The following is a 9,834-nucleotide window of genomic DNA, read 5'->3' as shown; positions in this document are numbered from 1 at the left end:
GATTCGAGGAGGAACCACCAACACCATTGCCCGCTTGGGGGCCCACGGGGTCGAATTAAAAAAAAATGGTGAGAGGAACCGCTCCTGGGGGGGGGGGGGCCCCCCCCCCCCCCCCCGCCCCCGGGGTCAGAACGCCGGACGCTCCGGGTCCAGCGCCGCGCGGCCGTCCTCGGGTGAGGACGCCAGCGCGAAATGGCGGCGCGGGATGCGCCCGGCGCGGAACGCCAGCCGCCCCGCGTCGACCGCGTACCGCATCGACCGCGCCATCAGCTCCGGCTCCTGGGCGCGGGTCACCGCCGACGCCAGCATCACCGCGGCGCACCCCAGTTCCATGGCGAGTGCCGCGTCCGAGGCGGTGCCGGCGCCCGCGTCGAGGATCACCGGGACGCCGGCGCGCTCGGTGATCAGCTGGAAGTTGTGCGGGTTGCGGATGCCCAGACCGGAGCCGATCGGCGAGCCCAGCGGCATGATCGCGGCGCAGCCGGCGTCCTCCAGCTTCCGGGCCAGCACCGGATCGTCGTTGGTGTACGGCAGCACCGTGAAACCGTCGTCCACCAGGGTCTCCGCCGCGTCCAGCAGCTCCACCGGGTCGGGCAGCAGCGTCCGCTCGTCGGCGACCACCTCCAGCTTGACCCAGTCGGTGCCCAGCGCCTCCCGGGCGAGCCGGGCGGTCAGCACCGCCTCGCCCGCCGTGAAACAGCCCGCGGTGTTCGGCAGCACCCGGATGCCGAGCCGGTCGAGGACGGAGAGGACCGAGCCCTGGACGGTCGGATCCAGGCGCCGCATGGCGACCGTCGTCAGCTGCGTTCCCGAGGCCAGCAGCGCCCGCTCCAGGACGTCCAGGCTGGGCGCGCCCCCGGTGCCCATGATCAGGCGGGAGGTGAACTCCGTTCCCCCCAGGGTGAAGAGATCGTCGGCCATCGGTCAGCCTCCCTGGACCGCGGTCAGCACCTCGACGCGGTCACCGGCGGCGAGCGGGGTGGCCGTCCACCGGGAGCGCGGGACGACGGTCTCGTTGACCGCCGCCGCGATCCCGGACGGGGCGGCGGACAACGTCGCCACCAGCCGGTCCAGGGTCAGCCCATCGGGGATCTCCCGGGCGGCGCCGTTGACGGTGACCGTGACCGGCGCGGACGAGGCGGAGGGGGCGGACGAGGTGGACGGGGGCGGTGTGGTCATGCCTGCTGCTCCTGGAGGACGCGTCCCGGGGCGGCCGGCGCACCGGCCCCCGGGGCGAAGCGGTCGGGGGAGAAGGGGCGGGCCTCCTCGGGCAGCCGCCCCGTGGTGAGGGCCTCGGCCAGCACGTCACCGGTGACCGGCGTCAGCAGCACGCCGTTGCGGAAGTGCCCGGTGGCCAGCAGCAGACCGGGCAGCGCCGTCGGGCCGAGCAGCGGCGCGTTGTCCGGCGAGGCGGGCCGCAGCCCCGCGCAGGTCTCCACCAGCGGCAGCTCCGTCAGGCCCGGCACCAGCTCGTGCGCGTCCCGCAGCAGCTCGTAGACGCCGCCCGCGGTGACGGTGGTGTCCCAGCCCAGCTCCTCCGTGGTGGCGCCGACGACCAGCTCGCCGTTCTCCCGCGGCACCAGGTAGAGCGGCCCGCCGCGCACCACGGCCCGTACGGTGCGCGACAGGAACGGCGGGCTCCCCAGGGGCATGCGCGGCATCCGCAGCCGCAGCACCTGGCCCTTCACCGGGCGCACCGGCGGCCGCACCTCGTCCGGCACGCCCGCCAGCCGCCCGCTGAGGCTGCCCCCGGCCAGCACGGTGCTGCCGGCCGACACGCGGGTGCCGTCGGCCAGCTCGGCGCCGGTGGCGCGGCCCGCGGTGACGGTCAGCCGGGTGGCGCGGGTGCGGTGGAGGACCACCCCGGCGCGTTCGCAGGCCACCAGCAGCGCGGCGGTCAGCCGCCGTGGATCGGTCTGGTGGTCGCCGTCGACCCGCAGGCCCCCGCGCACGCCGGGCGCGAGCATCGGCTCCAGGCGCCGGCACTCACGCCCCGGCAGCCAGTGGGACTCCAGCCCGCACCGGACCTGGAGGGCGTGGAGTTCGCGCAGGTGGGCGCGGTCGTCGGCGTCCAGCGCGACGGCCAGCGTGCCGCAGGCGCGGTATCCGGCGTCCAGGCCGCTCGCCTCCTCCAGCTCCGCCACGAAGTCCGGGTAGCGGCGGGCCGAGGCGAGGTTGAGGCCGAGCAGTGTCTCCTCGCCGTAGTGCAGTTCGGTGACGGCGGCGAGCATCCCGGCGGCGACCCGGCCCGCGCCGCCGCCCGGCTCCGGATCGGCCAGCGCGGTACGCAGACCGCGCCGCGCGGCCCGCCAGGCGGTGACCAGCCCCATCAGGCCACCGCCGATCACCAGGACATCGGGGTGCGGCGGTGGCTGCTGCGGGCTCTGAGGTGTGACGGATGGCGGCATGGGCGTCCAGCCCCTCCCTTCGCCGGCATGACCCGGATCAGGTTCGTACGGTCGGAGGCCGGTCAGCCTCCCTCTCAGCCCGGTGCGTCCGGGCTCCCGCGAGTGCGTGTCCGCCTCACCCTAGTACCCGCCCCCGAGGACCCGTAAGGGAGTGCCCGCCCGCCCCGGGGTGCGCCGGGTGGAGCGTGACGCTGTGTCAGAGATCTCCTTGCGCGGTGCTGCGGACGGCCTCCCGCGCCGCCCTAGAGTGACCGGGTGAGCGAGCAGAGCAAGTCCCCCCAGGCCCCTGACCACACGCCGCGCGTGGTGATCGCCGGCGCCGGTATGGCGGGCGTGCAGACCGCCGTCGCGCTGCGCGAGAACGGCTGGCACGGTGCGATCACCCTCTTCGGCGACGAACCGCACCCGCCCTACGACCGGCCGCCGCTGTCCAAGGCGGTCCTGCTGGGCAAGGCCGACGGCGCCGCCTTCGACGTCGACTTCCGCTCCCTCGGCATCGACCTGGAACTGGACCACCCGGTGACCGGCATCCGCCCCGCCGAACACCTGCTGGACACCGTGCGCGGCCCCGTCCGCTACGACCACGCCGTCCTCGCCACCGGTGCCGCGCCCCTGAAGCTGCCCGGCTCCGAGGGCCACCCCGGTGTGCACCTGCTGCGCACCCTGGACGACGCGCGGCGGCTGCGGCCCGTCCTGGCCGCGCGGAGCGACATCGTCGTGGTCGGTGCGGGCTGGATCGGCGCCGAGTTCGCCACCGCCGCCCGGGAGGCGGGCTGCGCCGTCACCGTCGTCGAGGCCGCCGACCGCCCGCTGGCCGGGGCGCTGCCCGCCGAGGTCGCCGCCCACATGACGCCCTGGTACGCCGCCGCCGGGGCCGACCTGCGCACCGGCGTGCGCGTCGCCGCCGTCGAGGAGCGCGGTGTCGTCCTGGACGACGGCACCGCCCTGCCCGCCGACGCCGTCCTCGTCGGCATCGGCGCCCGCCCCGCCACCGGCTGGCTCGCCGGCTCCGGCATCGCGCTCTCGCCCGAGGACGGCTCGGTCCTCGCCGACGACCGGCTGCGCACCTCCGCCCCGGACGTCCACGCCGTCGGCGACTGCGCCTCCTTCCCCTCCGCCCGCTACGGCCGCCGCCTTTTGATCCACCACTGGGACAACGCCCTCCAGGGCCCCCGCACCGTCGCGCAGAACATCACCGGCGACCCCGCCGAGGCCGCCGTCTACGACCCGGTGCCCTACTTCTGGTCGGAGCAGTTCGGCCGTTTCGTCCAGTACGCGGGTGACCACGGCGGCGCCGACGACCTGGTCCGGCGCGGCGACCCGGACGGCGCCGCCTGGTCGGTCATCTGGCTGCGCGACGGCGTCCTGGTGGCGCTGCTGGCGGTCGGCAGGCCCCGTGACCTGGCCCAGGGCCGCCGCCTCATCGAGCGCGGCGCCACCTTGGACCGGCAGCGCGCGGCCGACGCCTCCGTCCCGCTCAAATCCGCGGTGCGCTGAGCCGACGGGGCGTACGCCGGCCGGTCCGGCGCCCCGCGAAGGCCGTACGCCGGGGCTCCGGCGCGCCGCGCGGGCCTCGCGCGGCGATGCCCGGCTACCGACTGTCAGTGCGAGGTGGCACGCTTGTCCTGTGACCGAGATTGACGCAAACATCGATGGACTCGTCCCCGCCTGGCTCACCCTCCCCGACATCGCCGAAGCGTTCGGCGTCCAGGTGACGCGCGTACGGCAGCTGGTCAAGGAGGGCCAGCTGATCGCCGTGCGCCGCGGCGAGAACAGGGCACTGCACGTGCCGGCCGATTTCATCAAGGACGGCAAGGTCGTCAAGGGCCTCGTCGGCACCCTGACGCTCCTGCGCGACGACGGCTTCGCCGACGAGGAGATGCTGGAGTGGCTCTTCACCCCGGATGAGACCCTGCCCGGCACCCCCGCGCAGGCCCTGCGCGAGAACCGCGGCACGGAGGTGAAGCGCCGGGCGCAGGCGCTCGCCGTGTGACGCCCCGGGCGGGCCGCGCCGCGGCCCGCCCGCACCCATCCGCATCCGTAAACCGCTACGAGGTGGCGTACGCGCCGGACATCCGGCCGTACGCCACCGCCTTGGGGGAGCACCCGATGACGACCCGGACCCACGCCGCCCGCGCCGCGGCCCTCGCCGACGCCCGGCTCTACCTCTGCACCGACGCCCGCACCCGCCAGGGTGACCTGCCGCAGTTCCTGGACGCGGTGCTCTCCTCCGGGGTGGACATCGTCCAGCTGCGTGACAAGGGCATGGAGGCGGCCGAGGAACTGCGTCACCTGGAGACCGTCGCCGACGCCTGCCGCCGCCACGGCACCCTCCTCGCCGTCAACGACCGCGCCGACGTCGCCCACGCCGCCGGCGCCGATGTGCTCCACCTCGGCCAGGGTGACCTGCCGGTCCCCGCCGCCCGCGCGCTGCTCGGCCCGGACGTCCTCATAGGCCGCTCCACGCACGCCGAGGCGGAGGCCGACGCCGCCCTCGCCGAGCCGGGCGTGGACTACTTCTGCACCGGACCGTGCTGGCCCACGCCCACCAAGCCGGGCCGCCACGCCCCGGGCCTCGGCCTCGTCCGGTACACCGCCGCGCAGACCCCCGAGCGCCCCTGGTTCGCCATCGGCGGCATCGACGCGGACAACCTCGACGCGGTCCTCGACGCCGGCGCCCGCCGGATCGTCGTCGTCCGCGCCCTCACCGAGGCGGACGACCCCGCCGCCGCGGCCGCCGCGCTCGCCCGCCGGATACGCGAGCGGGACGCCTGACACGGTGGGTGCCGGGCCGCGCACGTCCGGCCCGGCCCGCTGTCCACTCCGTGGACGGGAACCATGCCTATTCCGGCATTACACCGGAGCCGGTTGGTGACCGACCCAGGGGTGGATAACCTTCCCGTATGGCCCTAGGTACCGCTTCCACCAGGACTGATCGCGCACGTACCGTCCGTGAGCTGCTCGCTTCCGGCAAACAGTCGTACTCGTTCGAGTTCGCCGCCCCGAAGACCGAGAAGGGCGAGCGGACGCTGTGGAACGCCATCCGCCGCATCGAAGCCGTCGCCCCGACCTTCGTCTCCGTGACCTACGGAGCGGGCGGCACCTCCCGTGAGGGCACCGTCCGCGCCACCGAGCGCATCGCCACCGACACCACCCTCACACCGGTCGCCCACCTCACCGCCGTCAACCACTCCGTGGCCGAACTGCGCAACATCATCGGCCAGTACGCCGACGCGGGCATCCGCAACATGCTCGCGCTCCGCGGCGACCCGCCCGGCGACCCCATGGGCGACTGGGTCAGCCACCCGCAGGGCATCACCTACGCCGCCGAACTGGTCCGCCTGATCAAGGAGTCCGGCGACTTCTGCGTCGGCGTCGCCGCCTTCCCCGAGATGCACCCGCGCTCCACGGACTGGGACACCGACGTCGCGCACTTCGTCGACAAGTGCCGCGCCGGCGCCGACTTCGCCATCACCCAGATGTTCTTCTACGCCGAGGACTACCTCCGGCTCCGCGACCGCGTCGCCGCCGCCGGCTGCTCGACGCCGATCATCCCCGAGATCATGCCTGTCACGAACGTCCGGCAGATCGAACGTTTCGCGCAACTGAGCAACGCCGCGTTCCCGCCCGAGCTCGCGGACCGCATCCTGGCGGTCAAGGACGACCCGTCCGCTGTACGCTCCATTGGCATCGAGTACGCGACGGAACTGTGCGCGCGCTTGAGGGCCGAGGACGTGCCCGGGTTGCACTTCATCACCCTGAACCACTCCACGGCGACCCTGGAAATCTACGAGAATCTGGGGCTGCACCAGCAGTCCTGATCACGGTGCCGCAGCGCGGCGGAAGAGGGGCGTACATGGGCTGGGCGGTCCTCTACATCGCATTCGGATGCGTCGCGCTGTGGCTGCTGGGCGAGGTCCTCCTCCAGCACAAGGCCCGGCTCCGGTGGCGGCTGCTGGCCTTCGTCGGATTCCTCGGTGTGGTGGCGGGCGTCCTGCTCCCGTCGGTCCTCGTCATCGCGCTGGGCGCCCTCGCGTTCGCCACCGGCCAGACCTACGTCACGCTCTCCTTCCGCCGCGGCTTCACCACCGGCTGGTCGCTGCGCGGCGCACCCCGGGAGAACAACCGCCGCCGCCGGGCGAAGTCCGGCGCCCGCCGCCCCGCCCTGCACGTCTCCGACATCGAGGAGACCACTCCGCCCCCCGCCGGCCCGGACGCCCCGGAGCCGCCCGCGGACGCCGCCGCCCCCGGCCCGTACGACGCCGTCCCGCCCCACACCACACCGGACGGCCCCCCGCCCCACGACGGCTACGACCTCACCGGGCAGCCGGGCCAGGACACCGCCTGGACCACCGGCGGCCCCGGCACCACGGGACAGCCGGGCCTGGGCGGCGCCTGGACCACCGGCGGCCCCGACGCCCACGGCGCCACCCCCGCCTTCGACGCCCACGGCTCCCCTTTCGACAGCCACGGCTCCCCCTTCGACGGCCAGGGCGCGGCCGCCGTCTACGCCCCGCAGCCGCTCCCCGACGAGACCGGCCAGTACGGCATCTACAGCCCCGACGCCCGCTCCGCACCGCACGGCTCCGACGCCTACGCCCCCGCCTTCGACGGCCGACCGGCGGACCACGACCCCTACGGCCACGGCGGCGGTTACGCCCCCGGCGCCCAGGACGCCTACGCCGACCCCTACGGCTCCTACGCCCCGTACGGCACCGACCCGGGCGCCCCGGCGGCCGGGCCCTACCCCGGCACCCAGCCGTACCCGCCGCACGACCCGTACGCCCCGGTCGACCCGTACGCCCAGCAGCCCTACGGGTACGGCACCTCGCTCCAGGACTACGGCGACACCCCGCCCGGCGGGGTCTGGGTACCCCAGCAGCGCGACGGCGTCCGCCCGCCCGCCGAGCCGCCCCACCCGCAGACACCGCAGTACGACCACGACGGGCAGCAGTACCGGTACTGACGGGGCGTCACTTCCCCGTGCGGTGCGAGGGATACGGGCCCGGGGCGCGCCCCGAGGCGTACGGCCGGGCGCCCGCGGCGCCCGCCCCGCCGAGCCGCGTACGGCGGTACCGGCCGGCAGCGGCCCACAGTTGGCCGCTGCCGCTGCCGCTGCCGCTGCCGCTGCCGCCGTTGGCCGCTGCCGGTCCCGTCGCCATAGTGGGCCGGGGGCGCCGAGAGGCGTCCGCGGAGTCGCCCGCCAGGGGTGCCTGCCGGCGGGCGTGCCCCGGGGTCAGGACGACCCGCGCCAGTCCTCGCCGTTGACGATCAGTCCGGCGACGATCGCCCCGGACATCCCGGCGTGCGCCACACCGCCGCCCGGGTGGGACCAGCCGCCGACGGCGTGGAGCCCGGGTATCCGGGTGCTGTTGGCGGGACGCAGGAAACGGCCCCCGCCACCGGCCAGCGCGGGCCCGGACAGCCGCGCCCGGCCGGACGGCGCCAGCACCTCGCGCCACAGCAGCCGCTCCCGCAGTCCCGGCACCGCGGCCTCGGCGCACTCCGTCATCCGCGCGGCCAGCGCCTCGGCCGCGTCAGCGGTGAGGCCGCCGGCGCCGGGCGCCGCCACCGTCGCGGTCAGCGTCACCGCCTCGTGGGCGTCGTCGGGCCGGGTGGCCGGGTCGTCGGGCCGCAGCACCGTCACCGTCGGCCGCGCCGCCGGGGCACCGCCCCCGCCGAACACCGCGGCCAGCTCCGCCGCACGGTCGTCGGTGTGCACCACCGTGCGGTGGGCGGTGCCCTCGGGCCGGGCGCCGCGCAGCGCCAGCGCCACCGTCATCCGGGCGGGGGCCGGACCCACCGGCGGACCGGCCGGGGCGTCCGAGGGCTCCCACGGCGCACCACCGGGCACCAGCTCCGCCAGCGCCTCGGGGGCGACCCCGGCGACCACGTGCTCCGCCTCCGTCACCTCGCCGCCGGCGGTGACGACGCCCGCCGCGCGGCCGTCCGCCACCATGATCCGCTCGACCGGCGTCCCGAAGCGGAACTCCACCCCCCGTGCCACACACCGCGCGTGCAGCGCGTCGGCCAGCGCCCGCATGCCACCGGCCGGATACCACGTCCCGAAGGTCTGCTCCATGTACGGCAGCACCGCCGCGCTCGCCGGGACGGCGCGCGGATCGAAGCCGTACGCCAGGGCATGGCTCTCCAGCAGGGCGATCAGCCGCGGGTCGGACAGCTCCCGGCGGGCGACCTCCGCGAGCGTCGCGGTCGTCGGGCCCTTGCCGCGGCCGAACAGGCCACGGCGGCGCACCGCCGGATACGGATCGCGCCCCAGCACCTGCCAGTCCGCCCACAGCGGCTCCTCCAGGAGCGGTCTGCGGGTGGCGTCCCAGGCGTCGCGGGCGCGGCCGAGGAAATCGCTCCAGCGCTCCCCGGCTCCGGCGCCCAACGCACCGTCCAGCGCCGCGAGGACACCGCCGCGTGAGGCGTTCGGCAGCGCCACCGCCGTGCCGTCCGGGAAGACATGACGGCTCGCGGGATCGACCTGGGTGAGCGTCAGCACGCTCTCCAGCGGCTCCCGGCCGGTCTTGACGAAGAGATCGCGGTAGACCGCCGGGAGGTGCAGCAACGCGGGCCCGGTGTCGAACCCGAAGCCCTCCCGCACGAAGCGCCCCAGCGCCCCGCCGTACGTCGTCTCCCGCTCGCACACCACCACCCGGTGGCCCGCGACGGCCAGCCGCGCGGCGGCCGCCATCGCGCCCGCGCCCGCCCCGATCACCGCAATCCGTGCCATGTCCGCGACTGTATCCGCACCCACCGACAACGCCCGCACCACGGCCCGGCGGGCGGCCTCAGCGCGGGACGGGTTCCGCCTCCGCGGCGGCCCGCAGCCGCTTCTCCTCCCGGCGCTCACGCCGTCGCCGCAGGTAGCGGCGGATCCGCGACCAGAGCAGGATCACCAGCGCCAGACCGGCGACCAGCAGCGTGGCGGCGATGACCGCGGCCACGACCGGGTGGAACACCGCGAACGCGACGAGCCCGGCGACCCCGAGGTCCTCGACGAGGCTCACCGCGATGTTGCTCGCCGGCTCCGGTGAGGTGTTGACCGCGATCCGCGCCCCCGCCTTGACGAGGTGGCTCAGCAGCGCCGTGGTCCCGCCCACGGCACCCGCCGCCAGCTGCGGCAGCGACCCGTCGTGCCCGGCCAGCAGCGCCGCGACCACCCCGCCCGCGACGGGCCGGACGACGGTGTGCACGGCGTCCCAGACGGAGTCCACGTACGGGACCTTGTCGGCGACGGCCTCGCACAGGAAGAGCACCGCGGCGGCGATCAGCACGTCCGGCCGCTGCAACGCGTCCGGTACCTCGTCGGTGACGCCGGTGGCGCCGAGCAGGCCGAGGAGCAGCACGACGGCGTAGGCGTTGATCCCGCTCGCCCAGCCACTGGTGAACACCAACGGGAGTACGGACATGCCGGAGA

At 75.6% G+C, this 9,834-nt stretch carries 10 protein-coding genes and 1 riboswitch; of the genes, 5 read left to right on the top strand and 5 right to left on the bottom strand.

The features are described from left to right. Positions 1–126 precede the first annotated feature (126 nt). From ACZ4M8_RS01230 to thiO, 3 genes are all read right to left on the bottom strand, one after another. Positions 127–921 carry a thiazole synthase gene (locus ACZ4M8_RS01230; RefSeq protein ID WP_467602303.1) on the bottom strand — a complete coding sequence of 265 codons (795 nt, stop codon included), beginning with the start codon at positions 919–921 and terminating at the stop codon, positions 127–129. A 3-nt stretch (positions 922–924) separates the two neighbouring features. Next, a complete protein-coding gene (thiS, locus tag ACZ4M8_RS01225; RefSeq protein ID WP_467602301.1) occupies positions 925–1,179 on the bottom strand; it encodes a sulfur carrier protein ThiS in 255 nt (84 codons plus the stop codon). Continuing rightward, positions 1,176–2,408 (bottom strand): glycine oxidase ThiO, encoded by a 1,233-nt coding sequence (thiO, locus tag ACZ4M8_RS01220; RefSeq protein ID WP_467602299.1) that lies wholly within the window; start codon positions 2,406–2,408, stop codon positions 1,176–1,178. The genes thiS and thiO overlap by 4 nt, the downstream gene beginning before the upstream one ends. Beyond that, a riboswitch (TPP riboswitch) is annotated at positions 2,406–2,518 on the bottom strand. It overlaps the preceding gene by 3 nt. Before the next feature lie 145 nt (positions 2,519–2,663). Here thiO and ACZ4M8_RS01215 point away from each other — a divergent pair. From ACZ4M8_RS01215 to ACZ4M8_RS01195, 5 genes are all read left to right on the top strand, one after another. Continuing rightward, the gene (locus tag ACZ4M8_RS01215) at positions 2,664–3,905 is read left to right on the top strand and encodes an NAD(P)/FAD-dependent oxidoreductase (RefSeq protein ID WP_467602297.1); all 1,242 of its coding nucleotides are present in this window, start codon (positions 2,664–2,666) and stop codon (positions 3,903–3,905) included. 130 nt (positions 3,906–4,035) lie between these two features. Next, the gene (locus tag ACZ4M8_RS01210; RefSeq protein ID WP_467602295.1) at positions 4,036–4,401 is read left to right on the top strand and encodes an Rv2175c family DNA-binding protein; all 366 of its coding nucleotides are present in this window, start codon (positions 4,036–4,038) and stop codon (positions 4,399–4,401) included. 116 nt (positions 4,402–4,517) lie between these two features. Then, complete coding sequence (gene thiE / locus ACZ4M8_RS01205; RefSeq protein WP_467602293.1) at positions 4,518–5,183, top strand: thiamine phosphate synthase; 666 nt, start codon at positions 4,518–4,520, stop codon at positions 5,181–5,183. 128 nt (positions 5,184–5,311) lie between these two features. Then, a complete protein-coding gene (gene metF, locus ACZ4M8_RS01200; RefSeq protein WP_467602291.1) occupies positions 5,312–6,229 on the top strand; it encodes a methylenetetrahydrofolate reductase [NAD(P)H] in 918 nt (305 codons plus the stop codon). 35 nt (positions 6,230–6,264) lie between these two features. Then, positions 6,265–7,374 carry a hypothetical protein gene (locus ACZ4M8_RS01195; RefSeq protein ID WP_467602289.1) on the top strand — a complete coding sequence of 370 codons (1,110 nt, stop codon included), beginning with the start codon at positions 6,265–6,267 and terminating at the stop codon, positions 7,372–7,374. Between the two features lie 270 nt (positions 7,375–7,644). On the opposite strand, the gene ACZ4M8_RS01190 is transcribed toward ACZ4M8_RS01195, so the two are convergent. Continuing rightward, positions 7,645–9,147, bottom strand: coding sequence for a phytoene desaturase family protein (locus ACZ4M8_RS01190; protein WP_467602287.1), 1,503 nt, complete (start codon positions 9,145–9,147; stop codon positions 7,645–7,647). Positions 9,148–9,205: 58 nt separating this feature from the next. Beyond that, entirely contained in the window at positions 9,206–9,826 is a 621-nt protein-coding gene (locus tag ACZ4M8_RS01185; RefSeq protein WP_467602285.1) for a DUF4126 domain-containing protein, read from the bottom strand. Between the last annotated feature and the right edge of the window lie 8 nt (positions 9,827–9,834).

The organism is Streptomyces sp. NPDC027185, assembly GCF_055567035.1.
The sequence above is the reverse complement of the archived record's forward strand: the minus strand, read 5'-3'. Positions and strand labels throughout refer to the sequence as shown.

Bases quoted from the DNA above. Each gene is read 5' to 3' on its own strand.
- thiO (WP_467602299.1), bottom strand. From the start codon at position 2,408: ATGCCGCCATCCGTCACACCTCAGAGCCCGCAGCAGCCACCGCCGCAC.
- thiE (WP_467602293.1), top strand. From the start codon at position 4,518: ATGACGACCCGGACCCACGCCGCCCGCGCCGCGGCCCTCGCCGACGCC.
- ACZ4M8_RS01230 (WP_467602303.1), bottom strand. From the start codon at position 921: ATGGCCGACGATCTCTTCACCCTGGGGGGAACGGAGTTCACCTCCCGC.
- ACZ4M8_RS01185 (WP_467602285.1), bottom strand. From the start codon at position 9,826: ATGTCCGTACTCCCGTTGGTGTTCACCAGTGGCTGGGCGAGCGGGATC.
- metF (WP_467602291.1), top strand. From the start codon at position 5,312: ATGGCCCTAGGTACCGCTTCCACCAGGACTGATCGCGCACGTACCGTC.
- ACZ4M8_RS01190 (WP_467602287.1), bottom strand. From the start codon at position 9,147: ATGGCACGGATTGCGGTGATCGGGGCGGGCGCGGGCGCGATGGCGGCC.
- ACZ4M8_RS01195 (WP_467602289.1), top strand. From the start codon at position 6,265: ATGGGCTGGGCGGTCCTCTACATCGCATTCGGATGCGTCGCGCTGTGG.
- thiS (WP_467602301.1), bottom strand. From the start codon at position 1,179: ATGACCACACCGCCCCCGTCCACCTCGTCCGCCCCCTCCGCCTCGTCC.